The organism is Mesorhizobium australafricanum (genome assembly GCF_033977265.1).
GTDB classification, from domain to species: Bacteria; Pseudomonadota; Alphaproteobacteria; order Rhizobiales; family Rhizobiaceae; genus Mesorhizobium; species Mesorhizobium australafricanum.
Window position 1 is genome coordinate 196,153 of record NZ_JAVIIT010000004.1, and the last position, 23,806, is coordinate 219,958.

The following is a 23,806-nucleotide window of genomic DNA, read 5'->3' on the forward strand; positions in this document are numbered from 1 at the left end:
ACCGGGGGCGGCGCGTACATCTAGATTTCGTGCTTGCGGATGTTCTTCAGCATTTTCTGCAGCGTCGCGATCAGCGCCGCGTATTCGGCATCGTCGACCTCGTCGAACATCGCCTCGAAAGCGTCATGCATGGCCGGCCAGGCGCGGGTGAACAGCGCGCGGCCGTCATCGGTCAGGAACACATGGCGGAAGCGGCTGTCGGTGACGCCCTGCTCACGCCGCACCAGGCCCTGGCCTTCCAGCGTGTCGAGCGTGCGGCTCAAGGTCGATTGCTCGATCACCGTGTAGACCGAGAGGTCGTTGACGGTGACGCCGTCGGTGACCGACAGCACCGCCAGGGTGCGCACCTGCGGGATGGTCAGGCCCTGCTTGCGGAAATCCTCGCGCAAAGTGGCGTTGTATCGGCCCATGATGCGGTTCATCAGGTAGGGCGCGAATTGCTGCAGGCCGATCTCGCCGAGGGTCGAGATGCGTTGGCGTTTTTCCGAGAGCTTCTGTTCCATCAGAGCCTCCCCGCGAGAAGGAAGCCGGAGCCACCGCCCAGGCCTGCGCCCGGATGGGTGGAGGCGCCGATGTGGTAGAGGCCCTTGATGCCGGTCTCGTGGTTGCGGCTGGCCTTGAACGGCCGCCACAGGAAGGACTGGTCGATGGTGGACGAGCCGCCATAGGGATCGCCGCCGACCAGATTGATGTTCATCGCTTCGAGATCGGCCGGCGAATAGGCGCGGCGCGCAATCACGCTCTCGCGGAAACCGTCGACGTGGTTGGCGAGGATCGCCTCGGCGCGGTCGGCATAGGCCTCGCGCAGCGCTTCGGTCCAGCGGCCGTCGGCGGGGGTCTCGAGCTTGCCGGCCGCATCGCCCTTGATATGGCGCGGCGCCTCGGGAAGCTGCAGCCACAGGATCGCCTTGCCTTCCGGGCAGCGCGATGGGTCGAGCGCGTGTGGCTGGCCGACGCAGATGGTCGGCACTTCCGGCAGCAGGCCGCGTACCGCCTCGTTGCAGGCTTTCGACACTCCATCCAACCCCGGCGTCAGATGCAGCAGCGCCACCTTGTCGAGGCCCGCGCCGCGCCAGGCCGGCGGCTTGTCGAGGGCATAGTGGATCTGGAAGTTGCCCTTGCCGTAGCGATAAACGCGCGTCGCTTCGACGTCGCGCATTGGAGCCGCATCGCCGAGCAGGCGGCCGTAGAGCTGCGTCGGCGTGACCGAGCAGATCACGCTCTTCGTGGCGGTCAGCGTCTCGCCGGAGGCGAGGCGCACGCCAGAGGCGCGGGCTCCGGTCTGGACGATCGAGGCGACGTCGGCGTTGACGCGGATCTCGCCGCCGCGTTCCTTGATCAGCGCCTCGAAGGCGGCGAGCAGGTTTTTTGCGCCACCCTTGACGATCGGCGCACCGGCAGCCTCCAGCGCGAAGGCGATGACCTTGGCGATCTGGCCCGAGAAAGCGTCTTCCGGTCCGAGCCCGGCATGCAGCACCCAAGGCGCCCAGAGGGCGCGGACCGTGTCGGACGTGTAAGTCGTTTCCAGCCAGCCCCGTGCCGGCGCCAGCGCCTCGCCCATGAAGCCGGCAAGGTTGCGCGGCCCGCGCCGCCAGGCCTCGCCGGCCATGAGCTTGGTCGTCGGGTAGGACCAGAGCGCACCGCCGAGCAGGCCGAAGAGCAGCCCGGCATTGCGCTCGATGTCGCCGACATCGCCGCCATGGCTGTCGCCGTCGCCTGAAGCGATCCGGTTGAGCGCCGCGATGTTGGCGGCGCGGTCGGTGGTGAGCACGGCATGGCTGCCGTCGGGCCTGAGGACGCCTGTCGGCGTGGCGGTATGGCAGAACTCCAGGCCGTGCCGCGCAAGGTCCTTGCCAAGCGCGGCATAGGCCGGCGAGGTGATGAACAGCACGAAGGTCGTCGCCATCACGTCATGGACGAAGCCAGGAGCCGTGATCTCCTCGGTGCGCATGCAGCCGCCGATGCGGTCGTTGCGCTCGAGCACCAACACCTTGGCGCCCTTGGCGCCGAGCATCGCCGCGCAGACCAGGGCGTTGATGCCGCTGCCGACGATGATGTGATCGGGGGCGGTCATTGGGAGCTCGCGAGTGAAGGGAGGCCAATCGGGCTAAGTCGCATTCCTTCGCGCCCCCCTCTGTCCTGCCGGACATCTCCCCCTCTTGGGGGGAGATTGGCAGCTTGTGCGCCCCACTCGTCCTTTCGGCGTTGGAGGTTGGCGAAGGCCGGCGTGACATCCAATCTCCCCCCTTGAGGGGGAGATGTCCGGTCCACCCTCCGCAGCTGCAGCGCAGCTGCTGCGGAGGACGGGCAGGACAGAGGGGGGTGAGCGCCAGCGCCGCAAGGCTGGCACGCCTTCCCCATCATCGCTCCATCAACTGCGAGCATGATCTTCTCCCGAAGACCGCCGCCTCGCCTATTTGCCCGGCACCAGCGCCAATGCGCGGATCGGGCTGCCGGTGCCGTGCTCGATCTTGAGGGGTGCTGCGATCAGGATCGCGCCCTTCGGCGGCAGCTGATCGAGATTGCAGAGGCTGGCGAGGCCGTAGCGGTTGGCCTTGTGCATCAGCGTGTGCGCCGGGAATGGCGGCTCCATGCCGCCGGCCTTGCCGGCATCGGTGCCGATCGTCTCCGAGCCCCAGCCCTTGATGTCCTTGCCGATCAGGAACTGGATGGCTTCGGCCGTCGGGCCGGGCGTGTGCGGGCCGGTCTCGTTGGCGTTGAGGAACTCGGCTTCCGAGCCATTGCGCTTGTACCAGTCGGTGCGCATCACCACCCATTCGCCGGGATTGATGGCGCCGTGCTTGGCTTCCCAGGCCTTGATATGGTCGACGGTGAGCAGGAAATCGTGGTCGGCGGCGGATTCCGCCGAGCAGTCGATGACGTTGACCGGGCCGACGAAATTCTGCGCCGGAATGGTGTCGGTGGCGCCGTCCGGATAGTCCTTGCCGGTGATCCAATGCTGCGGCGCGTCGAAATGCGTGCCCGAATGCTCGCCGAGCTTCAGCCAGTTCCAGGCCCACCACGGGCCGTTCTTGTCATATTTGGAGATGGCGTGGATCTCGACCTTCGGCGTGTCGACGGCGAGTTCCGGCGGCAGCTTGATCAGCGGCGTGTCGGGGCCGAGCGGCGCCGACAGGTCGACCACCTTGATGGCGCCCGAGAGCAGCTGGCCGGCGACCTCGCCGAGGAGTTTCTGCGTGTCCATGGTCTTTCGTTCCCTCTTGTCGGTGATCATCAAGGCTCGTTGCGGCCCTTAATATACCTACTAGACGAAAACATATGCATCTGCAATTATCTTTAAGCATAAAGCATTTTGGGGCGGGGCGTGAGCGAGTTTGACGCCATCTTTGTCGGGGCGGGCCATAACAGTCTGGCATGCGCCGCGCATCTGGCGCTCAAAGGCTGGAAAATCGCGGTTTTCGAGCGCAGCCAGGCAATCGGCGGCGCCGTTCGCACCGCCGAATACACGCTTCCAGGTTTCCGGCACGATTTCGGCGCGATGAATCTGAGCCTGTTTGCCGGCTCGGCCTTCCACCGGAAATATGCAAATGAATTGAAAAGCCACGGGCTGGAATTCGCACCTGTGGCCGACTGTTTCGCCAGCGCCTTCCCGGACGGGGAATGGTTCGGCGTCAGCAACGACCTGGCGAAGACCGCCGCACGGATGGCCGCCTTCTCGGCAGCGGACGCCGCCACATGGCGCCGGTTGGTCGACGCCTTCCCGGGTGAAGCCGAACATCTGTTCCGCCTGCTGGGATCGCCGATGAGCGCAAGAGCGCTGGCCGGCACGGGCTGGAACCTGTGGCGCAAGAAGGGTTTTTCCGGCGCGCTCGATACGGCACGGTTGCTTCTGTCCTCCCCTCGCGCCTGGCTGGAAGAGAATTTCGAGACGCCGCATGTGCGCACGACGCTTGCCGCCTGGGGGATGCATCTCGACTTCGCGCCCGACATCGCCGGGGGTGCTGTGTTCCCTTACCTGGAATCGATGGCCAACCAGAGTTTCGGCATGGTGCTGGGCAAAGGCGGCGCCGACACCGTTATCCGCGCGCTGGCCGGCATGGTGACCGCGGCCGGCGGCCAGATCACGACCGGCGCGGATGTCGTCGAGATCACGGTTTCCGGCGGAAAGGCGACCGGCGTGCGGCTGGCCTCCGGCGAAACCCATGTCGCGCGCAAGGCCGTCATTGCCGGCGTCGCGCCGAAAGCGCTGCCGGGCAAGCTGCTGCCCAATGGCTCCGGCGATGCCGGCTTCGATGCGGCGATGAAGAAATTCCGCCATGCGCCGGGGACGATGATGATCCATCTGGCGCTGGACGGCCTGCCCGACTGGAGCGCAGGAGCCGACCTTCGCCGGTTCGCCTATGTGCATCTGGCGCCGTCGCTCGATGCCATGTCGCTTGTCTACCAGCAGGCGATCGCCGGCCTGCTGCCCGACAAGCCCGTGCTCGTGGTCGGCCAGCCGACGACCGTTGATCCCACGCGGGCGCCTGAAGGCAAGCATGTGCTGTGGGTGCAGGTGCGCATGCTGCCGGCGGAGATCCTTGGCGACGCCGCCGGCAAGATCGCGCCTGCTCACTGGGATGCGGTCAAGGACGCCTATGCGGAACGCGCGCTCGACATCATCGAGAGTTACGCGCCGGGATTGCGCAGCAAGATTCTCGGCCGCGCGGTGTTCTCGCCGCTCGACCTCGAGCGCGAAAACCCGAACCTTGTCGGCGGCGACCAGATCTGCGGCAGCCACCATCTGGCACAGAATTTTCTCTTCCGCCCGGCGCGGTCCTTCGCGCGCTGGAACACGCCGGTCGCCAATCTGTACCTCACCGGCGCCGCGACATGGCCCGGCGCCGGCACGGGCGCAGGCTCGGGCTTCATGCTCGCCCAACAGTTGGGAGGGAACTAGAGCATGATCCCGAAAAGTGGGACCCGGTTTTTCGGAGAAAGATCACGCTCCAACAAAGAGCTAATTCCGGGATGGACAAGGCGCGGTTGCCCACCAGACCTACGAATGAAAAAAACGCCGCGCGGACAAATGACAACCAACAAGGGGAACGACCATGACCATCAACAGACGCGACTTGCTTGGATATGGCGCGGCGGCGCTGGGTGCTGCGACGCTCGGGCTGCCGAGGGCGGCAAAGGCGGCGGACGAGCTCACCATCGCCTATAACGTCAACCTGCCATCCTGGGATCCGACGACCGGCCCTTCGGCCGTCAACCCGACCATCCAGGGCCTCTATCAATCGGTGTTCGACCAGATCATAGGCCAGAAGCCGGACCTCTCCTTCACGCCCGGCCTGCTCACCGAATGGGGCTGGAACGAGGACCGCACCAAGGTGACGATGACGGTGCGCGACGGCGTGAAATGGCATGACGGTTCGCCTTTCACCGCCGAGGACGTTGTCTGGTCGCTGCAGCGCGCCGGCGACGAGAAGACCGGCAACCCGATCCAGTTCGTCTGGAAGAACGTCAACAACTTCAAGATCGACGGCAACAAGATCACCGGCGATGTCGTGCAGTTCGATCCGGTCTATTTCAAGTGGATGTCGTTCCTGACCGGCTACATCATGCCGAAAGCCTATTACGAGAAGGTCGGCGCCGAGGGTTTTGAGAGGGCGCCGATCGGCACCGGGCCTTATATGGTCGACAAGTTCGAGCGCAACGCCTTCCTGCGGCTGAAGGCCAACCCGCACTATTGGGGCACCAAGCCGGCCTTCGAGAATGTGACGATCAAGTTCGTCACCGACGCCGCGAGCCGCGTTGCCGAGATCGAGTCCGGCTCCTCGCAGGTCACGCTCGAAATTCCTTACGAGGAATATGACCGGCTTATCGCCAAGGAGGGGCTGGCCGGCTCGATCAAGAACGTTTCCGACATCGGCATGATCTTCTTCAACGACATCGAGGCGATGCTGGACAAGAATGTCCGGCAGGCGGCTGTGATGGCGGTGGACAAGGAGCTTCTGGTCAAGCGCCTGTTGCGTGGCTACGGCCAGCCGATCTCGACGCTGGAGACGCCCGAGTATGCGGCCTTCGACGCCTCGATCAAGGTCGAGCACAATCCGGAGAAGGCCAAAGAGCTGCTCGCCGCATCCGGCTATTCGCCGAAAAAGCCGGTCAAGTTCACCATACAGACGACCAAGGGCTTCAAGCCGAAGGACTATGAGATGATCCAGGCGATCGTCGGCATGTGGCGCAAGGTCGGCATCGAGGCCAAGATCGAGGTCTACGAAATCGCCAAGCACTACGAGCTGCGCGCCGCCGACAAGCTGGCGCCGGCCGCCTTCTACAATTGGGGCAACTCCATCGGCGATCCGACCACCTCGACGGGCTTTGCCATGTACGGGCCGAGCCCGCATTCGGTGTGGGACAGCAAAGACCTGGTCGACATGATCAATCCGCTGTGGGGCGAGAAGGACGAGGCCAAGCGCATCGCCGGCTGGAAGGCCGTCGACAAATACATCGCCGAGCAGGCCTATGTGCTGCCGCTGATGCAATACGCGCAGCCGATCGTCCACTCGAAGAAGGTCAATGTCGTGCAGCATGTGTCCGGCGCGCTGCTGCCGGCGCTGATGACCCCGGCCTGACCATCGGTCCTTGGAGCTGCCGGTCTTCGCCCGGCAGGCCCCCTCATCCGGCCCTTCGGGCCACCTTCTCCCCGAGGGGAGAAGAGATCGCAGACGGCTGAGCTAGTCTCTTCTCCCCACCGGGGAGAAGATGGCCGCGAAGCGGCCGGATGAGGGGGAGTTCGTCAGAGTGATTAGGTCCGCATGCTGCTGCAGAGATTCCTCGTTCGCCTGGTGACGATGCTGGTGACGCTGTTCGGCGTCGCCATCGTCGTCTTCGTCGTCATCCGCGTCGCGCCCGGCGACCCGATCGCCATGATGCTGCCGCCCGGCGCCAGCAATGACGATATTGCGCGCCTGCGCGCGCTCTATGGGCTCGACAAAAGCATCGTGCAGCAATTCTTCATCTGGCTCGGAGGCGTGCTGCACGGCGATTTCGGCACCTCGATCTCGCTGCGCCAGGATGTGCTCGGCCTGGTGTTCAACCGGCTGCCGGCGACGCTGGAGCTTGCCACCGTGGCGCTGCTGATGGCGATCGCGATCGGCGGCACGACCGCGATCCTCGGCGCGCGCTCGCGCGGCACGGCGGTCGAAGGCGGCATCGACATCGCCAGCGGCGCAACGCTCTCCATTCCCGATTTCCTATGGGGCCTGGTGCTGATCCTGCTGTTGGGCGTCCTGGTGCCTGTCTTCGACATTTCAGGCCGCGTGTCGCCGCAGCTCGACCTACCCTTCGTCACCCAGTTCTATCTCGTCGAGAGTATCCTCAGGCTCCGCTTCGACCTCACCTGGGATCTGCTGAAACACATGCTGATGCCGGCCGTGGCCTTGGCGCTGCCGCTGGCGGCGATCATCGCACAGCTCCTGAAGCAGTCGCTGAAGGAAGTGCTCGACCTCGACTATGTCGTACTGGCGCGTGTCAAAGGTTTTTCGGAGACGCAGGTCATCCTGCGTGAAGCGCTGAGGAACGCGGCGCTGCCGACGCTGACGCTGGTCGGCGTGCAGTTCACCTTCCTCATCGGCGGCACCGTCATCGTCGAGCGGCTGTTCTCCTATGAAGGCCTCGGCAACATGGCGATCGACGCCGTCATCAATCGCGACCTGCCGCTGATCCAGGGCATCGTGCTGGTCTTCGCGCTGCTCTTCGTGCTGATCAACCTCGCCGTCGACATGATGTATGCGCTGCTCAATCCGAGGCTGCGCCATGGATGAGGCCCGCACTGTCCGACGCAGCTTTAGCCCAAGGCTCTGGCTAGCCGGCGGCTGGCTGCTGCTGGCGCTGCTTGCCGCCATCTTCGCGCCGCTGGTCGCGCCGCAGGACCCGCTGGGGCAGGACCTGATGCTGGAGCGCCTGCCGCCCTTCTGGCTTGACGGCGCCGAGCCCGGCTATTGGCTGGGCACCGACAGCCTGGGACGTGATCTGTTGTCGCGGCTGATCTTCGGCGGCCGCATCGCCTTCATCGTCGCCTTCGCGGCGGCGACGTCCGCCTGCCTCATCGGTTCGGCGCTGGGGCTGATCGCCGGCTATTTCGGCGGCTGGGCCGACCGGATCATCTCGCGCATCGTCGACGTCTGGATGGCCTTTCCGCCGGTGCTGTTCGCGATCCTCCTGGTCGCGGTGCTCGGCACGGGCCTGAGCTCCGTCATCCTCGCCATCGCGATCATCGACTGGACGCGCTTCTGCCGGGTGATCCGCGCCGAGGCGATGAGCCAGGCGCGCATGGATTATGTCGAAAGCGCGCGCATCGCCGGCTATGGCCGCATCGGCATCATGCTGCGCGAAGTGCTGCCCAATGTGCTGCCGTCGGTAGTGGCGCTGCTGTCGCTCGAAATGGGCATCGCCGTCATCGTCGAGGCTATCCTCTCTTTCGTCAATTTGTCGATCTCGACCGACGATCCGACCTGGGGCAGCATCATCGCCGAGGGACGGCTGTCGATCCACCAGGCCTGGTGGGTGCTGGTGTTCCCACTCATCACGCTGATCCTCACCGTGCTTTCCTTCAGCCAGTTCGGCGAGGCGCTGAAGGCGCGTTTCGACCCGGTGCTGCGATGAGCGCGTGCCTCGACATCCGTCGCTTGAGCGCCGTGCTGCCCAACGGCCAGCGCGTGCTGCGCTCGGTGTCGCTCAGCGTCCAGCCGGGCGAGGTGCGCGCGCTGGTCGGCGAGAGCGGCGCCGGCAAGACGATGATCGGCAAGGCGGTGCTCGGCGTGCTGCCGAAGAGTGTTCGCATCGTCGAGGGCGAGATGCTGATCGAGGGTACGGATCTTGGCAGGCTCGATGCCAAGGCGCGGCGGAGTTTGGTCGGCGCGCGCACGGCGCTGATCCCGCAGGACCCGCTGACCGCGCTCAACCCGTCGCGCCGCATCGGCTCGCAGATGACCGACAGGTTGATCCGCATCCTCGGCTGGAGCGGCGAGAGAGCCGACAAGCGCATCCGCCAATTGCTCGACGAGGTGCAGATCCGCGACCCGGAGCGAGTGCTTAAAAGCTATCCTCACGAATTGTCCGGCGGCATGCGGCAGCGCGTGCTGATCGCGGCGGCCTTCGCGGCGGAGCCCAGGCTGATCGTCGCCGACGAGCCGACGACGGCGCTGGACGTCACGGTGCAGAAGCAGATCCTGCGGCTGATCGCGCAACTGCAGCGCGACCACGGCACGGCGATCCTGTTCGTCACCCACGATCTCGGCGTCGTCGCCAAGATCAGCCAGAAGGTGTCGGTGCTCTATGCCGGCAAAGTGGTCGAGGAAGCCGAGACCGCTCAGCTCTTCGCAGCGCCCCAGCACCCCTATACGCGGGCGCTGATCGCGGCGACGCCACGCTACACCGATCCCTTCGCATCGCTGAAGCCGGTGGACGAAGCCGTGCTCGCGGGACTTGCTGCCGAGATCGCGGCGGCCGACAGCGAATGGAGGCCAAGCCATGGCTGAGCCGCTGTTTTCGGTACGCGGGTTGAAGGTGGCGCTGCCCGACATGACGCGCAAGCCGCTGATCGGCCGCGCGCCACTGGCCGAGATCCTCAAGGGGCTGGACTTCGACCTGCCCAAGGGATCAGTGACCGGCATCGTCGGCGAGTCCGGCTCCGGCAAGTCGACGCTCGGCCGCGCGCTGGTGCGGCTGCTCGAGCCAAGCGCCGGCACGATCAGCCTCGAGGGGCGCGACATTAGCCATCTTTCGGAAGCGGAGCTTCGACCGCTGCGGCGCGACCTGCAGATGATCTTCCAGGATCCGATGTCCTCGCTCAACCCGCGGCACACGATCTTCAACATCATCGCAGCACCCTTGAGACAGAACGGGCTTGGCGACAGGCTGAAGGAGCGCGTCGCCGAGGCCCTGCAGCGCGTCGGCCTGCCGCAGACTTTCGCCAGCCGCTACCGCCACGAGCTGTCCGGCGGCCAGCGTCAGCGCGTCGGCATCGCCAGGGCGCTGGCGCTGTCGCCGAAATTCGTGCTGGCCGACGAGATCGTCTCTGGCCTCGACGTCTCGACGCAGGCGCAAATCCTGACGCTGCTGGAAAAGCTCGGGGCCGAGATGGGGCTGACGGTCGCCTTCATCAGCCACGACCTATCGGTGATCCGGCGGCTCTGCCAGCAGGTCATCGTCATGCGCGAAGGCAGGATCGTCGAGGCCAGCGCCACCGACGCGCTGTTCGATAATCCGAAGGAAGCCTACACGCGCGACCTGCTCGCGGCCATTCCGCTGCCGGAGATCGATCCGGACTGGCTGCAGCCCAAGGCGCCCACATGAAGTGAGCTTTGATATCCGCATGCCGACCAGCGGGCTCGGACGTGCGCGATGACAAGTCGGCCCGCCAATGGAGGGTGACATGAAATATGCAATCCAGGCAGCGATCCTCGCGGCCTCTTTGTTCGGCGCAATGGGAGCTGCCTCGGCGGATTCGATCCCCGGCATGCGCGGACACGACCATACCGGCATCACCGTGCCCGACATGAAGCAGGCCGTCGACTTCTTCACCACTATCGTCGGCTGCAAGAAGGCGATGGCCTTCGGCCCGTTCGCCGACGACAAGGGCACCTTCATGCAGGACCTGCTCGGCGTCGATCCGAAGGCGGTGATCGAGGAGATCACCTTGGTCCGCTGCGGCTATGGCTCGAACATCGAGCTGTTCAAGTATACCGCGCCGGACCAGAAGGATCTGACGCCGAAGAACAGCGATATCGGCGGCTTCCACATCGCCTTCTATGTCGACGACGTCGCGGCCGCGAAAGCCTATCTTGACGCCAAGGGTGTGAAGACCAGGATGGGACCGCTGCCGGTCAAGGAAGGGCCCGCGGCCGGCCAGACCATTCTGTATTTCCAGGCGCCGTGGGGCTTGCAACTGGAAGCGATCAGCTACCCGGATGGCATGGCCTATGAAAAGGGCGCCGAGACGGTGCTGTGGAGCCCCAAGGATCCGGCCAAGTGACCTGGTCCGCCAAACGCCTGACTATCGTTCAATTATAAAACTTTAAGCTTGAAATAATTGCCTGCGGGCGCAATACTGACGATCGGAACCGCCAGCCATGCCGGCGGTTCCGGATTACCCTTAGAGCGTTTCACGCAATTCCGGACGGAAAACCGCTACGCACTTTTCCTGGAATTGCTCTAGAGGAGATCGCAAGACATGAAGGTTGCGGTTCTCGGCGGCGGACCGGCCGGACTCTACTTTGCCATCTCGCTCAAGCTGCGCGACGCCGCGCATGAGGTGACGGTCTATGAGCGCAACCGCCCCGACGATACATTCGGCTGGGGCGTGGTGCTTTCGGCGGAAACGCTGGAGAACCTGACCAGGAACGACCCGGTCAGCGCGGTCTGGATCAAGAAGCATTTCGCCTATTGGGACGATATCGCCGTCATCCATGACGGTGTGCGCACGGTGTCTTCCGGCCATGGCTTCTGCGGCATCGGCCGCAAGCGGCTGTTGATCCTGCTGCAGCGCCGGGCGCGCGAGCTCGGCATCAAGCTGGCATTCGAGACCGATATTGCCGATCCGCGACCCTTCATGGAAACGCATGATCTGGTGGTCGCGGCGGATGGACTGAACTCGAAGTCGCGTGCCACCTTCGCCGATGTCTTCAAGCCGGACATCGACACCCGCAAATGCAAGTTCGTGTGGCTCGGCACGACGCAGAAATTCGACGACGCCTTCACCTTCATCTTCGAGAAGACGGAGCATGGCTGGGTGTGGGCGCATGCCTACCAGTTCGATAACGAGACCGCGACGTTCATCGTCGAATGCAGCGAACAGACCTGGGCTGCTTTCGGCTTCGGCCAGATGACGCAGCAGGAATCGATCGCGGTCTGCGAGCGCATCTTCCAAAAGCATCTCGGCGGCCATCCGCTGATGACCAATGCCAACCACATCAGAGGTTCGGCCTGGATCAACTTCCCGCGCGTGCTGTGCGAGCGGTGGTCGTACAAGAACCTGGCGCTGATGGGCGACGCGGCGGCGAGCGCGCATTTTTCGATCGGCTCCGGCACCAAGCTGGCGCTGGAAAGCGCGGTGGCGCTTGCCGACTATGTCGAGTCTGAGCCCGATCTCGAGGCCGCCTTCCGCAAATATGAGGATGCGCGGCGCACCGAGGTGCTGAAGCTGCAATCGGCGGCGCGCAATTCGCTCGAATGGTTCGAGGAAGTCGAACGATATCTCGGCCTCGATCCAGTTCAGTTCAACTATTCGCTGCTCACCCGCTCGCAGCGCATCAGCCATGAGAACCTTCGTCTGCGCGATGCCGAATGGCTGGCGGGTGCGGAGGAATGGTTCCAGCGCAAGGCTGGCGCCGGCGGCAACAGCTTACGCCGCGCGCCGATGTTCGCGCCGTTCAAGCTGCGCGGCATGACGCTCACCAACCGCATCGTCGTGTCGCCGATGGCGCAGTACAAGGCGGTCGACGGCTGTCCGACCGACTGGCATTTTTCCCACTACGCCGAGCGCGCCAAGGGCGGCGCCGGCCTTCTCTACATCGAGATGACCTGCGTCAGCCCCGAAGGCCGCATCACGCCTGGGTGCCCCGGCTTCTACAAGCCGGAACATGAGGCCGCCTGGAAGCGCCTCGTCGATTTCGTCCATGCCGAGACCGAGGCAAAAATCTGCGCCCAGATCGGCCATTCCGGCGCCAAGGGCTCGACCCGGGTCGGCTGGGAAGGAACCGACGTGCCGCTCACTTCCGGCAACTGGCCGGTGATGGCGCCTTCGGCCGTTGCATGGTCGCCGAAGAACCAGGTGCCGAAGGCGATGGACCGCGCCGACATGGATCTGGTTCGCGACCAGTTCGTCGCCTCGGCGGCAATGGCCGAGCGCTGCGGCTTCGACATGCTGGAGATCCATGCCGCGCATGGCTATCTGCTTTCCGCCTTCATCACGCCGCTGACCAACCGCCGCACCGACGACTATGGCGGCTCGCTGGAAAACCGCATGCGCTTTCCGCTGGAGATCTTCCACGCGGTGCGCGCGGTGTGGCCCGCCGAAAAGCCGATTTCGATGCGCATCTCGGCCAATGACTGGGTGGGTATCGAGGGTGTGACGCCTTCGGACGCGGTCGAGATCGCGAAGATGCTGCACGAGGCCGGCGTCGACCTCTGCGACGTGTCGGCCGGGCAGACCTCGATCGCCGCCAAGCCGGTCTATGGCCGCATGTTCCAGACGCCGTTTTCCGACCGCATCCGCAACGAGGTCGGCATGGCGACGATGGCGGTCGGCAACATCTATGAGCCCGACCATGCCAACTCGATCCTGATGGCCGGCCGCGCCGATCTGGTGGCGCTGGCGCGGCCGCATCTTGCCGATCCCTACTGGACGCTGCACGCGGCGGTGACGCTCGGCGACCGCGGCGTCAAATGGCCCGATCCCTATCTGCCCGGACGTGATCAGATCTACCGGCTGGCGGAACGCGAAGCGGCAGCGGGGCTCAAAGTATGAGTGCCGCGCGGGAGATCACCGGCAAGCATGCGCTGGTCACCGGCGGCGGTTCCGGCGTTGGCAAAGCCATCGCCCTGATACTGGCGGAAGCAGGTGTGAACGTGACCATCTGCGGACGGCGCGAAGCTGCCCTTGCGGAGGTCGCGAAGGAAAGCGACCGGATCTTCCCCATCGCGGCGGATGTTACAAATGAAGCCGAGATGGCGGCCCTCCACAAGAAGGCGGACGCCGCGCGCGGCCCGTTCGACATCGTCGTCGCCAATGCCGGCATGGCGGGCAGCGCGCCAGCGCACAAGACCTCGCTGGCCGATTGGCAGCGCACGCTCGACGTCAACCTCACTGGTGCTTTCCTGACGGTGAAGCCGGCGCTGGCCGGCATGCTCGCGCGGAAGACAGGCCGCATCATTTTCGTCGCCTCGACCGCCGGCCTCAAGGGCTATGCCTATGTCGCGCCCTATGTGGCCGCCAAGCACGGCGTCGTCGGACTGATGCGGGCACTGGCCGCCGAAACCGCCAAATCCGGTGTGACGGTGAATGCGGTCTGCCCGGGCTTCGTCGAAACCGATATGCTGGAGGAGTCTATCGCGCGCATCGTCGAAAAGACCGGACGCTCCGTCGATGAGGCACGCGCAAGTCTTTCGACGACGAATCCGCAAGGACGTTTCATCCAGCCCGAGGAGGTCGCGTCCGCGGTGCTGTGGCTGTGCCGCGATGCCGCGCGGTCTATCACCGGGCAGGCGATCTCGGTCTCGGGAGGTGAGACATGGTAGCGGGACCGACTTCCACCGGACCTGGCAAGGACCGGCTGCGGCTTTGGATACGCCTGCTGCGTGCCTCGCGCACCATCGAGGCCGAGCTGCGCGAGCGGTTGAAGAAGGAGTTCGACACCACGCTGCCGCGCTTCGACGTGATGGCGGCGCTCTACCGCTCGCCGGAAGGCATGCTGATGAGCGACCTGTCGCGCTTCCTTCTGGTGTCGAACGGCAATGTGACGGGCATCGTCGACCGGCTGGTTTCCGAAGGGCTGGTGGCGCGGGCGCGCCGCAACGGCGACCGCCGCACCTCGATGGTGCGGCTGACAGCGGAAGGCTCGAAATCTTTCGCCGCGATCGCCGCCGCGCATGAGGGCTGGGTCGGCGAATTGCTCGGCAACGTCAGCGAGGACGAGGCGCGGCGGCTGACCGGCATGCTGAAATCGTTCCGCAGCAATTGGGAGGGACGCGAATGAGCGCCATGGCCAAGCTCAAGCCGAAGCACTTCCTCTGGGAGGTCGAAGGCAAGGTCGCGAAAATCCGACTCGACCGGCCGGAGCGCAAGAACCCGCTGACCTTCGACAGCTATGCGGAGCTGCGCGACACGTTCCGCGATCTCGTCTATGCCGACGACGTCGATGCCGTCGTGTTCCTGCCCAATGGCGGCAATTTCTGCTCGGGCGGCGATGTTCACGACATCATCGGACCGCTGGTCAAGATGGACATGAAGGCGCTGCTCGCCTTCACGCGCATGACCGGCGACTTCGTCAAGGCAATGCTCAACTGCGGCAAGCCGATCATTTCCGCAGTCGACGGCGTGGCGGTCGGCGCCGGCGCGATCATCGCGATGAGCTCCGACATCCGTATCGCGACGCCGGAGGCGAAGACCGCCTTCCTGTTCACCCGCGTCGGCCTCGCCGGCTGCGACATGGGGGCTTGCGCGATCCTGCCGCGCATCATCGGCCAGGGCCGCGCCGCCGAGCTGCTCTACACCGGCCGCACCATGAGCGCCGCCGAGGGCGAGCGCTGGGGGTTCTACAATCGCCTCGTCGAGCCCGCCGCGCTCGAGGCCGATGCGCTCGACATGGCGAAGCGCATCGTCTCCGGGCCGACCTTCGCGCATGGCATCACCAAGACGCAGCTCAACCAGGAATGGTCGATGGGCCTCGATCAGGCGATCGAGGCGGAAGCCCAGGCGCAGGCGATCTGCATGCAGACCGGCGATTTCGAGCGGGCGTACAAGGCGTTCGTGGCGAAGGAAAAGCCGGTGTTCGAGGGGAACTAGCGATGATCGGTTTTCGCCCAGGCACCCCCCTCTGGCCTGCCGGCCATCTCCCCCGCAAGGGGGGAGATCAGCCGACTGCACTGCTTTCGCCAATCACCGAGGTCTCAGGACGGGCGGCGAGATCGCAGCTGCCAATCTCCCCCCTTGCGGGGGAGATGTCCGGCAGGACAGAGGGGGGTGTGAAGGATCGGGGCGTGGAAGGAAGAATCCATGCCTGACCGTTCCTTCCTCAACTGGCCCTTCTTCGAAGACCGCCACCGCCAACTCGCCGAACGCCTCGACGCCTGGTGCGCGAAAAACCTGCCGGTCGATCACCACGACGTCGACGCCGCCTGCCGCGACCTTGTCTCCATGCTTGGCCGCGACGGCTGGCTTAAGCCGACGGCGCTCGACCCGGCCAACCCGGGACCGCTCGACGTGCGCACGCTGTGCATCACACGTGAGACGCTTGCCCGCCATGACGGTCTGGCCGACTTCGCCTTTGCCATGCAAGGCCTGGGCACGGGCGCCATCACGCTGTTCGGAACGCCGGATCAGCAGCGATGGCTGGAAAAGACGCGGGCCGGCCAGGCGATTTCCGCTTTTGCGCTGTCGGAGCCGCGCTCGGGATCCGACGTCGCCAACATGGAAATGACGGCTGTCCGCGATGGCGACGACTATCTGCTTTCGGGCGAAAAGACCTGGATCTCGAATGGCGGCATCGCCGACCTTTACATCGTCTTCGCCCGCACCGGCGAGGCGCCGGGCGCGAAGGGGATTTCCGCTTTCGTCGTGCCTGCAGACACGAAGGGCCTCGGCATCGCGGAACGCCTCGAGGTCATCGCCCCTCACCCGCTGGCGCGGCTCTCCTTCGATAATGTCCGCATTCCGGCTTCCGCGCTGATCGGCAAAGCCGGCGACGGCTTCCGCATCGCCATGTCGGTGCTGGATGTCTTCCGTTCGACCGTGGGCGCAGCCGCCCTGGGCTTCGCGCGACGTGCGCTGGACGAGAGCGTCAAACGGGCGGCGGAGCGCAAGCTGTTCGGCGCGCCGATGGCCGAACTGCAGATGGTGCAAGGCCATATCGCCGACATGGCGCTGGATGTCGACGCCGCCGCCCTGCTCATCTATCGCGCCGCCTGGACCAAGGACATGGGCGCCGCGCGGGTGACGCGCGAAGCGGCCATGGCCAAGCTGTTTGCCACCGACAAGGCGCAGGAGGTGATCGACAGGGCGGTGCAGCTGCATGGCGGCGACGGCGTGCGCAAAGGCCACATCATCGAGAGCCTCTATCGCGAGATCCGGGCGCTGCGCATCTATGAGGGCGCTTCCGACGTGCAGAAGGTGGTGATCGCCAGGCAGGTCATCGGGACGGCATGAGAACCGCGTTTGAATTAGGGGGAGGCTAGACATGCACACCATTCTGCAGCCGGAGGGCTGGGCCAAACCGGTCGGCTATGCCAATGGCGTCGCGGCGCGCGGACAGTTGGTGTTCGTCGGCGGCCAGGTCGGCTGGAATGCCGCGTGCCAATTCGAGACCGACGATTTCGTCGGCCAGGTGCGCCAGACGCTCGCCAACGTCGTCGCCGTGCTCGCCGAAGCCGGCGGCGAGCCGCGGCACATCACCTCGATGACTTGGTACTTCACCGACAAGGCCGAGTATGTCGGCAATCTCAAAGGCATCGGCGAGGCCTATCGCGACGTGATCGGGCGGCATTTTCCGGCGATGGCGGCCATGCAGGTGGTGGCGCTGGTCGAGGACCGCGCCAAGGTCGAGATCCAGGCTACGGCGGTTATTCCGGAATAGGCCGCGTCTTACTGGCGAAGCCCCGCCTGCCTGAGCAGCGGCAGCACGTGGTCGCAGAAATAGGGCAGTTCCTGCGTGTAGTTGACGAATGACAGCGCGATGCCCTGGTAGCCATGCCCGGCGATCGCCGCCATGTCGGCGGCGATTGATTCCGGAGTTCCGATCAACGGATAGGTGCCGGCGCCGCCGGCGAAACGCTGGCGGTAGCGGTCATAGGCATGCGGGTCGTGCGACTGGGAGAATTCCTTCTTGCCGGCCATGTGGGCGTCGACCGCTTCGTGATCGGCCGTCGTGACGGCGTAGCGGGTGTAATAGGCCTGTGCTTCTTCCATCGTCGGGCGGCACACGACATGCGCCACCGTGTAGACGCCGACATCACGGCCTATCTTGTTGGCGCGCTCGCTGATGTCGGCGACCTGCTTGCCGGCATCGCTCATCTCGGAGAAGGTCGTGAACAGATAGTCGCATCTGGCGGCGGCGAAATCGCGGCCCGGGCCACCGAAAGCGGCGTTCATGGTCACCGGGCGTGGAAGCTGCAGACTGGCCGGTCGGCTCACCGCCTCCTTCAGCCGATAGTAAGTGCCCTCGTAATCGAGCGGCTCGCTTGACGCATAGAGGCGCTCCAGGATCTCGATCCACTCGGCTGCCTGGTCGTAACCCTTCTCGACCAGGGGCGTGCCGAACATGCCGAATTCCTTCGGGTTCCAGCCGCATACGATGTTCAAGCCGGCCCGGCCCTGGCTGATATGGTCGACCGTCGCCAGCGCCTTGGCGGCGTAGAGCGGATGCACCAGCGGCACGTGCACGGTCATGAACAGGCCGATCTGCTCGGTGGCTGCGGCAAGGGCGGCGGCCCAGGTAAAAGTCTCGAACGAGAATTCGCGAACCTTGTTGCGGCCGCCGAAACCGCGCCAGCGCGCGATCGGCAGCATGAATTCGAGGCCCGCGCGGTCCGCGATCTGAGCTGCGGTCAGATTGTCCTGCCAGCTCGCCGTCCAGCGCTCCGGGACATCGGTGATGGCAAGGCCGCCATCCGCGTTGGTGGAGAAGACGCCAAGCTTCAATGTGTTGGAGCCATGCAGGGGATGCGTTTTGGTCATGTCGGGAACTCTTGGGCAGGAGGCCACACGCTAGGCCCGGCCAAAAATATTTCAAGCCTGAAATAGCTTCGTGTGACTGCCGTTTGCGGATATAGATTTTCGACGAGACCAAAAGGGGATGTGGATGAGCGAGTTCCGCCAGAAAAGCATCGGCAAGACGAACCTCATCGGGTCCTTCGCCGCCATTCCCCATCCGGTCGCCGTCGAGGTGATGGCGCTCTCCGGCCTCGATTTCCTCTGCATCGATTGGGAGCACGCGCAGATCTCGCGCGACGTGATCGAGGCCATGGTGCGGGCAGCCGACGTGCATCGCGTACCGGTGATGGTGCGCGTTCCTGGCCATGCTCCCGAAGCGATCCAGGCAGCGCTGGACAGTGGCGCGCAAGGCGTGCTGATCCCACGGGTTTCGACCGCCGCGCAGGCCGAAATGGCGGTGAAGGCCTCACGCTATCCGCCACAAGGCGAGCGCGGTGTCGGCCCCGGCCGCGCCGCCGGCTATGGCTATCGCATTCCCGAATATCTTGCCGCCGCCAATGAGCGGATCGTCGTCGCGGTCCAGGTCGAGACGGCGGAAGGGCTCGCCAACATCGAAGCGATCGCGGCCGTCGACGGCGTCGACGTGATCTTCGTCGGCCCTGGCGATCTTTCGGTGTCGATCGACGCGATCGGCCCGGCCGGCGCGGACAGGCTCTCCGAAGCGATCCGGACAATCATCCGCGTGGCGGTCGCACATGGCAGGACTGCCGGCATATTCTGCGCCAGCCCGCAGGCTGTCAGTCGATGGGCAGCCATCGGCGCGAGTTTCTTCGTGCTGGCCAGCGACACGATGTTCCTCGGCGCCGGCGCAGCGGCCAACTGCACCGCCGCGCGCGCCGAACTGACGTAAGATGGCTGAATCAGGCGTATCGGTGGAACATCCGGCCTGCCAATCTTTTTAAGCTTAAAACTTTTTCCTTGAAAAGCGCCGCGCTTTGGATAGCATCCGAAGCCGATAGTGACTGTCGTGGCGGAGGGGCTTTTCCGGTCAGTCCATCATTGGTGGGAGGGGTTTCAGTCCTTGTCATTTGTGTTGCCCCAGTCGTCGTCCAGCACGCGCTATGCTTTCGATGGCGTGCGCGCCCAAATTCGTGACCTGCACACGGAAAACATCGCCAACCTCGCGGTCCGCGCGCGGGAACTCGGCGATGTCATCGCGCTCTGGTACGGCGAAGGCGACATGGTGACGCCCGCTTTCATCCGAGACGCTGCAAAGGCGGCCTTCGATGAAGGGCTGACCTTCTATGTCCCCAACATGCGCGGGCACGGCCCGTTGAACGAGGGGCTGTCGGAATACCAGACGCGCATCCATGGCCGCGCTATCCCGATCGCGCGCACCACGGTAACGCCGGGCGGCATGCAGGCGCTGTATCTTGCCCTGGAGTTGCTAGTCGATACCGGCACCAACGTCGTCTATGTCGCACCGCAATGGCCCAACATCCACAACGCCATCCACCTGATCGGCGGCGAGCCGCGTCCATTCTCGCTCGACTTCAAGGATGACTGGCGGCTCGATCTCGACCGGTTGTTCGCAACCTGCGACGCGCGCACCCGAGCGATCTTCCTGTCGACGCCGTCCAACCCGACCGGCTGGACCGCGTCGCGTGAGGAGATGCAGGCGCTGCTCGACTTCAGCCGGCGCACCGGCATCTGGATCATCTCCGACGAGGTCTATGGCCGGCTCTATTTCGACGCAGATGTCGCCCCTTCCATCCTGCAGATCGCCGAGGACGGCGACCGGGTGCTGTCGGTCAACAGCTTCTCGAAGGCCTGGGCGATGACCGGCTGGCGCATCGGTTGGCTGACGCATCCGTCGGGCGTGGCCGACCAGCTCGGCGCCATGACCCAATACATCAACAGCGGCACCGCCGCTCCGATCCAGGCCGGTGCGGTCGCCGCGATCCGCCAGGGCGAGCCGCTGGTCGAGGAGATCAGGCAGCGGATCAGGACCGGCCTCGATCTCGCCTATGACAGGCTGGCGCAAATCCCGGGCGTCATCCTGCCGACCAAACCGCGCGGCGGCATGTATGCGTTCTTCGCCCTGGAGGGCGAGAACGATGCGCGGCGCGCCTGCGCCCGCATTTTGGAGACAGCGCGGGTCGGGCTTGCGCCGGGTCACCTGTTTGGAAATTCAGCGGCAGCGTTCCTGCGCATGTGCGTATGCCGCGACAGCAGCCAGATAGAAACGGCGCTTCAACGCATGACCGCCGCAATGAATTGACGCCCTGCCGGAAGCGGGGCGGCAAAAAGCCGTGCGGGGCAAACCCGCCCGTTCAACAATAGAGGGAACAAAAATGAGCTTTACTCGTCGCAACCTGCTTCTCATGGCCGCCGCCATCGGCATCGCCGCCGGCCCCGCCACGGCCTATGCCGCGGACGTGCTCAATGTCGGCGCCTACCCGACCAACCCGCCTTTCGAATACAAGAACGAGAGCGGCACCTTCGAAGGTTTTGAGGTCGACATCGTCAACGAGGCGGCCAAGCGCATCGGCATGACCACCGACATCGCCGATCTCGGTTTCCAGGCGCTGTTCGCCGCCACCACCTCCAAGCGCATCGATGTCGCCATTTCCTCGATAACCATCACGGCCGAGCGGCTGAAGTCGCAGTCCTTCACGCAGCCATACTACGATTCCGACATGGGCATCGCCACCAAGACCGACAGCCCGATCAGCGCTGAGGCAGACCTCAAGGGCAAGGTCGTCGGCGTGCTGTCCGGCTCGACCGGCGAAACGTGGGTCAAGGACCATCAGCAGGCCGACGGCTTCAGCGACGTAAAGGGTTACGACACGCAGCAGAATCTTTTGCTCGACCTCAGCGCCGGCCGCGTCGATGCCGCCGTCAGCGACATCCCCGGCATGCAGTACTCCTTCAAGAAGATGAAGGACCTCGTCGTCAAGCAGCGCATCAAGACCGGCGAGCAATACGGCTTGATGATGACCAAGGACCACCCCCTGCTCGGCAAGCTGAACGACGCGCTGACCGCGATGAAGAAGGACGGGACACTGGCCGCGATCCACAAGAAGTGGTTCGACAGCGATGCTCCGGCGGACTCCTCGACCGTCAAGGAAATGCCGCTGCCCAAGGCCTGAGTGGCTACCGGCAACCAAGCGACGTGCCGGCTCGAAGGGCCGGCACGTCCCGTTTTCACGCACGACCTTCCCGGGACTGTCGTCTGTTCGGCCAGGCCGATCACTGTGTCCTGGATCTGGCTCTAGGCGTCGCAAGGCGCAACACGGTTGGGGAATGCTCCCATGTCGCTGATCGACACCTTCTTCAATCCCGAAGTTATTGCGTCCAGCCTGCCGGCGCTGCTGCGCGGCTTCCTCAACACGCTGCTGCTCGGGGTGATGAGCATCGTCATCGGCATCGCGGCGGGGCTGGCGATCAGCCTCGTGCGGCTCTATGCGCCGAAGCCGCTGCGCTGGCTCGCCATCGGCTATACCGACATCTTCCGCGCCCTGCCGGTGCTGGTGGTATTGATCCTGATCTACTACGCGCTGCCCTTCCTCGGCATACGCCTGTCGTCGTGGGCATCGGCCGTGACGGCTTTCGCCATCATCATGTCGGCCTACTCGGCCGAGGTGTTCCGCTCCGGCATCGAAAGCATTCCACGCGGGCAGTTCGAGGCGGCGCAGGCGCTCGGCCTGCCGTTCATGCTGACCCTTCGCAAGGTCGTGCTGCCGCAAGCGATCCGCGTGGTCATCCCGCCGATGACCAGCAACTGCGTCTCGATGTTCAAGGACACTTCGCTCGCCTCGACCGTGGCGCTGCCGGAACTGCTCAAGGAAGCGACCAATGCTCAGTCGCTCTATGCCAACCCCTCGCCGCTGATCGGCGCGGCGCTGGTCTATCTCATCTTCCTCTGGCCGATGGTCCGCCTCGTCAGCCTGCTTGAGCGCCGCTTCAAGGACGAGAAGGCGCGCTGAGCTCCCCAACCGATCCCCACCCGTCCAAGTCCCTTCGCAGGAGCGTACCCCGTGAACAAGCATCAGACCGACAACACCAACGCCGCCGCGTTCCCGGTCGAAAAGATCCGCGCCATGTTTCCCGCTCTGCAGCGGGCCGGCGACTTCATCTTCATGGACAATGCCGCCGGCGCCCAGATCCCGCAAAGCGTGCTCGACGCGGTGACCAACCATCTGGTGGCGCACAATGTGCAGCGCGGCGGCCGCTATGGCCGCAGCGTCACCGTCGACCAGTCGGTCGCCGATGCGCGGACAAGTGTCGCCCTCTTGATCAACGCCTACAGCCCGTCCGAAATCTGCTTCGGCATGAACGCCACCTCGTTCATCCGGCTGGTCAGCCTCGGCATCGGCCAGATGCTTGCCAAAGACATAGATGGGGGACGCGACGAGATCGTCATCACCGACATGGACCACGACGCCAACATCGCCACCTGGCTGGCGCTGGAATCCGCCGGCGCCAAGTTCAAATGGTGGCGCATGCGCGAGGACGGCAATCTGCATGTCGACGACCTCAAGCCGCTGGTGTCGGAGCGGACCCGCCTCGTCGCCTGCACGGTGACGGCGCATTCGATCGGCTCGATCGTCGACGTCGCTTCGGTGGCCAGGATCGCCCATGCGGCCGGCGCCGAAGTGTTCCTCGACGGCGTGCATTACGGACCGCACGGATTGATCGACGTGCAGGCCTGGGACTGCGACTATCTGGTCTGCTCCGGCTACAAGAACTTCTCGCCGCATATGGGATTCCTGTGGGGCCGCTTCGAAACGCTGAAGCGGCTGCCGACCTTCCGCGAGGATTTCATTCCGGACGAGCCGCCCTACAAGGTCGAGGCCGGCACCTTCATCTACGAGAATGTCGCCGGCATGCACGCGGCGGTGCGTTATCTGGAATCGATCGGCCGTAATCTTCTCCCCGAGAACAACCGGTCGCGCCGCGACAACATCGTTGCCGGCATGAACGCCATCCGCGACTACGAGCTGATGCTGGCGCGCGAGATGCTGAAGGTGCTGAAGGATTGCGGCGCGACCATCTACGGCGTCGGCGACGTGGCGCGCATCCATGAGCGCGTGCCGACCTTCTGCTTCAACATCGGCAAGCTGTCGCCGCAGCGGATCGTCGAGGAAATGGCGGCCATGCAGATCGGCATCCGCGACGGCCATATGTATGCGCCGCGGCTGATGAAGCGGCTCAACCTGTCGATGGACAGCGGCGCGGTCCGCGCCTCGCTGGTGCATTACAACACGGTGGAGGAAGTGCACCGGTTTGGCGAAGCGCTGCGGGCGATTATTGCGAAACTGTCGTGACTTGATGTCTTCGCGAGATGTCGGCGGGACAGCACCCCCCTCTGTCCTGCCGGACATCTCCCCCGCAAGGAGGGAGATCAGATGTCGCGTAGGCTTTCGC

At 64.8% G+C, this 23,806-nt stretch carries 22 protein-coding genes; 18 read left to right on the forward strand and 4 right to left on the reverse strand.

The features are described from left to right. Positions 1-20: 20 nt before the first annotated feature. The 3 genes from RFM98_RS10175 to RFM98_RS10185 all read right to left on the reverse strand — a co-directional run bounded on the left by RFM98_RS10175 (position 21) and on the right by RFM98_RS10185 (position 3,205). Positions 21-503 carry a MarR family winged helix-turn-helix transcriptional regulator gene (locus tag RFM98_RS10175; protein WP_320308733.1) on the reverse strand — a complete coding sequence of 161 codons (483 nt, stop codon included), beginning with the start codon at positions 501-503 and terminating at the stop codon, positions 21-23. Further along, complete coding sequence (locus tag RFM98_RS10180; protein WP_320308734.1) at positions 503-2,074, reverse strand: phytoene desaturase family protein; 1,572 nt, start codon at positions 2,072-2,074, stop codon at positions 503-505. The genes RFM98_RS10175 and RFM98_RS10180 overlap by 1 nt, the downstream gene beginning before the upstream one ends. Before the next feature lie 339 nt (positions 2,075-2,413). Continuing rightward, positions 2,414-3,205 carry a cyclase family protein gene (locus RFM98_RS10185; RefSeq protein WP_320308942.1) on the reverse strand — a complete coding sequence of 264 codons (792 nt, stop codon included), beginning with the start codon at positions 3,203-3,205 and terminating at the stop codon, positions 2,414-2,416. A gap of 120 nt (positions 3,206-3,325) precedes the next feature. On the opposite strand from RFM98_RS10185, the gene RFM98_RS10190 reads away from it, so the two are divergent. The 13 genes from RFM98_RS10190 to RFM98_RS10250 all read left to right on the forward strand — a co-directional run bounded on the left by RFM98_RS10190 (position 3,326) and on the right by RFM98_RS10250 (position 17,300). Then, positions 3,326-4,900, forward strand: coding sequence for a phytoene desaturase family protein (locus RFM98_RS10190; protein WP_320308735.1), 1,575 nt, complete (start codon positions 3,326-3,328; stop codon positions 4,898-4,900). A 154-nt stretch (positions 4,901-5,054) separates the two neighbouring features. Beyond that, entirely contained in the window at positions 5,055-6,581 is a 1,527-nt protein-coding gene (locus RFM98_RS10195; protein ID WP_320308736.1) for an ABC transporter substrate-binding protein, read from the forward strand. Positions 6,582-6,764: 183 nt separating this feature from the next. Then, positions 6,765-7,772, forward strand: a complete 1,008-nt coding sequence (locus RFM98_RS10200; RefSeq protein WP_320308737.1) for an ABC transporter permease — start codon at positions 6,765-6,767, stop codon at positions 7,770-7,772. Next, the gene (locus RFM98_RS10205; RefSeq protein ID WP_320308738.1) at positions 7,765-8,613 is read left to right on the forward strand and encodes an ABC transporter permease; all 849 of its coding nucleotides are present in this window, start codon (positions 7,765-7,767) and stop codon (positions 8,611-8,613) included. The genes RFM98_RS10200 and RFM98_RS10205 overlap by 8 nt, the downstream gene beginning before the upstream one ends. Beyond that, positions 8,610-9,488 (forward strand): ABC transporter ATP-binding protein, encoded by an 879-nt coding sequence (locus tag RFM98_RS10210; RefSeq protein ID WP_320308739.1) that lies wholly within the window; start codon positions 8,610-8,612, stop codon positions 9,486-9,488. The genes RFM98_RS10205 and RFM98_RS10210 overlap by 4 nt, the downstream gene beginning before the upstream one ends. Continuing rightward, on the forward strand, positions 9,481-10,305 hold the full coding sequence (locus RFM98_RS10215) for an ATP-binding cassette domain-containing protein (protein ID WP_320308740.1): 825 nt from the start codon (positions 9,481-9,483) through the stop codon (positions 10,303-10,305). The genes RFM98_RS10210 and RFM98_RS10215 overlap by 8 nt, the downstream gene beginning before the upstream one ends. 79 nt (positions 10,306-10,384) lie before the next feature. After that, positions 10,385-10,984 carry a VOC family protein gene (locus RFM98_RS10220; RefSeq protein WP_320308741.1) on the forward strand — a complete coding sequence of 200 codons (600 nt, stop codon included), beginning with the start codon at positions 10,385-10,387 and terminating at the stop codon, positions 10,982-10,984. Between the two features lie 198 nt (positions 10,985-11,182). After that, on the forward strand, positions 11,183-13,477 hold the full coding sequence (locus RFM98_RS10225) for a bifunctional salicylyl-CoA 5-hydroxylase/oxidoreductase (protein ID WP_320308742.1): 2,295 nt from the start codon (positions 11,183-11,185) through the stop codon (positions 13,475-13,477). After that, complete coding sequence (locus tag RFM98_RS10230) at positions 13,474-14,247, forward strand: SDR family NAD(P)-dependent oxidoreductase (protein ID WP_320308743.1); 774 nt, start codon at positions 13,474-13,476, stop codon at positions 14,245-14,247. The genes RFM98_RS10225 and RFM98_RS10230 overlap by 4 nt, the downstream gene beginning before the upstream one ends. Beyond that, positions 14,241-14,705, forward strand: a complete 465-nt coding sequence (locus RFM98_RS10235; RefSeq protein ID WP_320308744.1) for a MarR family winged helix-turn-helix transcriptional regulator — start codon at positions 14,241-14,243, stop codon at positions 14,703-14,705. Before RFM98_RS10230 ends, RFM98_RS10235 begins: the two co-directional genes overlap by 7 nt. Beyond that, a complete protein-coding gene (locus RFM98_RS10240) occupies positions 14,702-15,514 on the forward strand; it encodes an enoyl-CoA hydratase family protein (RefSeq protein ID WP_320308745.1) in 813 nt (270 codons plus the stop codon). The genes RFM98_RS10235 and RFM98_RS10240 overlap by 4 nt, the downstream gene beginning before the upstream one ends. Before the next feature lie 210 nt (positions 15,515-15,724). Next, the gene (locus tag RFM98_RS10245; RefSeq protein ID WP_320308746.1) at positions 15,725-16,873 is read left to right on the forward strand and encodes an acyl-CoA dehydrogenase family protein; all 1,149 of its coding nucleotides are present in this window, start codon (positions 15,725-15,727) and stop codon (positions 16,871-16,873) included. Positions 16,874-16,904: 31 nt separating this feature from the next. After that, entirely contained in the window at positions 16,905-17,300 is a 396-nt protein-coding gene (locus RFM98_RS10250) for a RidA family protein (protein WP_320308747.1), read from the forward strand. Between the two features lie 8 nt (positions 17,301-17,308). Here the strand turns inward: RFM98_RS10250 and RFM98_RS10255 are convergent, their stop codons facing one another. Then, positions 17,309-18,400 carry an LLM class flavin-dependent oxidoreductase gene (locus RFM98_RS10255; RefSeq protein ID WP_320308748.1) on the reverse strand — a complete coding sequence of 364 codons (1,092 nt, stop codon included), beginning with the start codon at positions 18,398-18,400 and terminating at the stop codon, positions 17,309-17,311. 124 nt (positions 18,401-18,524) lie between these two features. On the opposite strand from RFM98_RS10255, the gene RFM98_RS10260 reads away from it, so the two are divergent. From RFM98_RS10260 to RFM98_RS10280, 5 genes are all read left to right on the forward strand, one after another. After that, entirely contained in the window at positions 18,525-19,286 is a 762-nt protein-coding gene (locus tag RFM98_RS10260; protein ID WP_320308749.1) for an HpcH/HpaI aldolase family protein, read from the forward strand. Between the two features lie 171 nt (positions 19,287-19,457). Continuing rightward, positions 19,458-20,657, forward strand: a complete 1,200-nt coding sequence (locus tag RFM98_RS10265) for a pyridoxal phosphate-dependent aminotransferase (protein WP_430682287.1) — start codon at positions 19,458-19,460, stop codon at positions 20,655-20,657. Between the two features lie 73 nt (positions 20,658-20,730). Beyond that, a complete protein-coding gene (locus RFM98_RS10270; RefSeq protein WP_320308750.1) occupies positions 20,731-21,528 on the forward strand; it encodes an ABC transporter substrate-binding protein in 798 nt (265 codons plus the stop codon). 162 nt (positions 21,529-21,690) lie between these two features. Continuing rightward, entirely contained in the window at positions 21,691-22,365 is a 675-nt protein-coding gene (locus tag RFM98_RS10275; protein ID WP_320308751.1) for an amino acid ABC transporter permease, read from the forward strand. A gap of 51 nt (positions 22,366-22,416) precedes the next feature. Next, complete coding sequence (locus RFM98_RS10280) at positions 22,417-23,706, forward strand: cysteine desulfurase-like protein (protein WP_320308752.1); 1,290 nt, start codon at positions 22,417-22,419, stop codon at positions 23,704-23,706. The last annotated feature ends 100 nt before the right edge of the window (positions 23,707-23,806 follow it).

Bases quoted from the DNA above. Each gene is read 5' to 3' on its own strand.
- RFM98_RS10175 (WP_320308733.1), bottom strand. From the start codon at position 503: ATGGAACAGAAGCTCTCGGAAAAACGCCAACGCATCTCGACCCTCGGC.
- RFM98_RS10180 (WP_320308734.1), bottom strand. From the start codon at position 2,074: ATGACCGCCCCCGATCACATCATCGTCGGCAGCGGCATCAACGCCCTG.
- RFM98_RS10185 (WP_320308942.1), bottom strand. From the start codon at position 3,205: ATGGACACGCAGAAACTCCTCGGCGAGGTCGCCGGCCAGCTGCTCTCG.
- RFM98_RS10195 (WP_320308736.1), top strand. From the start codon at position 5,055: ATGACCATCAACAGACGCGACTTGCTTGGATATGGCGCGGCGGCGCTG.
- RFM98_RS10200 (WP_320308737.1), top strand. From the start codon at position 6,765: ATGCTGCTGCAGAGATTCCTCGTTCGCCTGGTGACGATGCTGGTGACG.
- RFM98_RS10205 (WP_320308738.1), top strand. From the start codon at position 7,765: ATGGATGAGGCCCGCACTGTCCGACGCAGCTTTAGCCCAAGGCTCTGG.
- RFM98_RS10210 (WP_320308739.1), top strand. From the start codon at position 8,610: ATGAGCGCGTGCCTCGACATCCGTCGCTTGAGCGCCGTGCTGCCCAAC.
- RFM98_RS10215 (WP_320308740.1), top strand. From the start codon at position 9,481: ATGGCTGAGCCGCTGTTTTCGGTACGCGGGTTGAAGGTGGCGCTGCCC.
- RFM98_RS10220 (WP_320308741.1), top strand. From the start codon at position 10,385: ATGAAATATGCAATCCAGGCAGCGATCCTCGCGGCCTCTTTGTTCGGC.
- RFM98_RS10225 (WP_320308742.1), top strand. From the start codon at position 11,183: ATGAAGGTTGCGGTTCTCGGCGGCGGACCGGCCGGACTCTACTTTGCC.
- RFM98_RS10230 (WP_320308743.1), top strand. From the start codon at position 13,474: ATGAGTGCCGCGCGGGAGATCACCGGCAAGCATGCGCTGGTCACCGGC.
- RFM98_RS10235 (WP_320308744.1), top strand. From the start codon at position 14,241: ATGGTAGCGGGACCGACTTCCACCGGACCTGGCAAGGACCGGCTGCGG.
- RFM98_RS10240 (WP_320308745.1), top strand. From the start codon at position 14,702: ATGAGCGCCATGGCCAAGCTCAAGCCGAAGCACTTCCTCTGGGAGGTC.
- RFM98_RS10245 (WP_320308746.1), top strand. From the start codon at position 15,725: ATGCCTGACCGTTCCTTCCTCAACTGGCCCTTCTTCGAAGACCGCCAC.
- RFM98_RS10250 (WP_320308747.1), top strand. From the start codon at position 16,905: ATGCACACCATTCTGCAGCCGGAGGGCTGGGCCAAACCGGTCGGCTAT.
- RFM98_RS10255 (WP_320308748.1), bottom strand. From the start codon at position 18,400: ATGACCAAAACGCATCCCCTGCATGGCTCCAACACATTGAAGCTTGGC.
- RFM98_RS10260 (WP_320308749.1), top strand. From the start codon at position 18,525: ATGAGCGAGTTCCGCCAGAAAAGCATCGGCAAGACGAACCTCATCGGG.
- RFM98_RS10270 (WP_320308750.1), top strand. From the start codon at position 20,731: ATGAGCTTTACTCGTCGCAACCTGCTTCTCATGGCCGCCGCCATCGGC.
- RFM98_RS10275 (WP_320308751.1), top strand. From the start codon at position 21,691: ATGTCGCTGATCGACACCTTCTTCAATCCCGAAGTTATTGCGTCCAGC.